1 protein-coding gene is annotated in these 877 nt (G+C 58.6%); it reads left to right on the forward strand.

The window, feature by feature from the left end; translation table 11 throughout:
- The first annotated feature begins 18 nt into the window (after positions 1-18).
- Entirely contained in the window at positions 19-768 is a 750-nt protein-coding gene (locus tag DOU54_RS27645) for an alpha/beta fold hydrolase (protein WP_502695989.1), read from the forward strand.
- Positions 769-877: the final 109 nt, after the last annotated feature.

The raw sequence follows: 877 nt of genomic DNA on the forward strand, positions 1-877 counted from the left end.
AGCTGGGCGGAAGTGGCAGTGGCGCTCGCAAAAGCCGGCTATCGCGCGATCGCCATCGATCAACGCGGCTATTCGGCAGGTGCGCGGCTCGAAACAGTACGCGATTACGCGGTGGATGACCTTGTCGCCGACGTGCTCGCAATCGCAATCGCTCTTGGTCTGGAGCGGTTTCATCTGGCCGGTCATGACTGGGGCGGTATCGTCGCCTGGAGCCTTGCAGCCAGATATCCGGATCGGCTTCAGTCGCTATCGATCGTTTCGACACCGCATGTCGATGCACTGCTGGAGGCCCGCCGGACCGACAGGGATCAAAAGCGGCGCTCACGCTATATCACTGTTTTTCGGCTTCCCTTCCATGTCGCGGAATGGCTGCTCTTGCGACGTGGCGCCAGCGCGCTGAAGCGAGTATTCAAGGACAAGCTGCCGAAACCGCGTCTCGATGATTACGTATCCCGCTTGTCACAGCCCGGCGTGCTGACGGGTGGACTGAGCTGGTACCGGGCACTCGATCTTCACATCCGCATCGGCAGGATTAACGTGCCCACCGTATTTATCTGGGGAAGCAACGATCAGGCGCTTGGCCGGGCCGCGGCGGAAGCGACAAGCGCGCATGTCAACGCTTCCTATCGCTTCGTCGAACTGCAAGGAGGCTCTCACTGGCTGCTGGAAGAGTCTCCAGAGGTCGTTGCCGAAGCGCTCATCGATCACCTCAAGGCTAATGCGCCATCGAACGTGAAATTTTCACCTCAGATATCAAGCGATATGTGACTTATTCGCCACCAATTGTCACGAACGTTCAGAAAGGCGTTGTCACGTTGTTCGACTGAGGCCGGACGAAGCGCTTTCAGTTAAACTCAGGCAGTTGCGCCGGTCACGG

Origin of the sequence: Agrobacterium sp. MS2 (assembly GCF_003261015.1) — a bacterium.
Taxonomy (GTDB): domain Bacteria; phylum Pseudomonadota; class Alphaproteobacteria; order Rhizobiales; family Rhizobiaceae; genus Agrobacterium; species Agrobacterium pusense.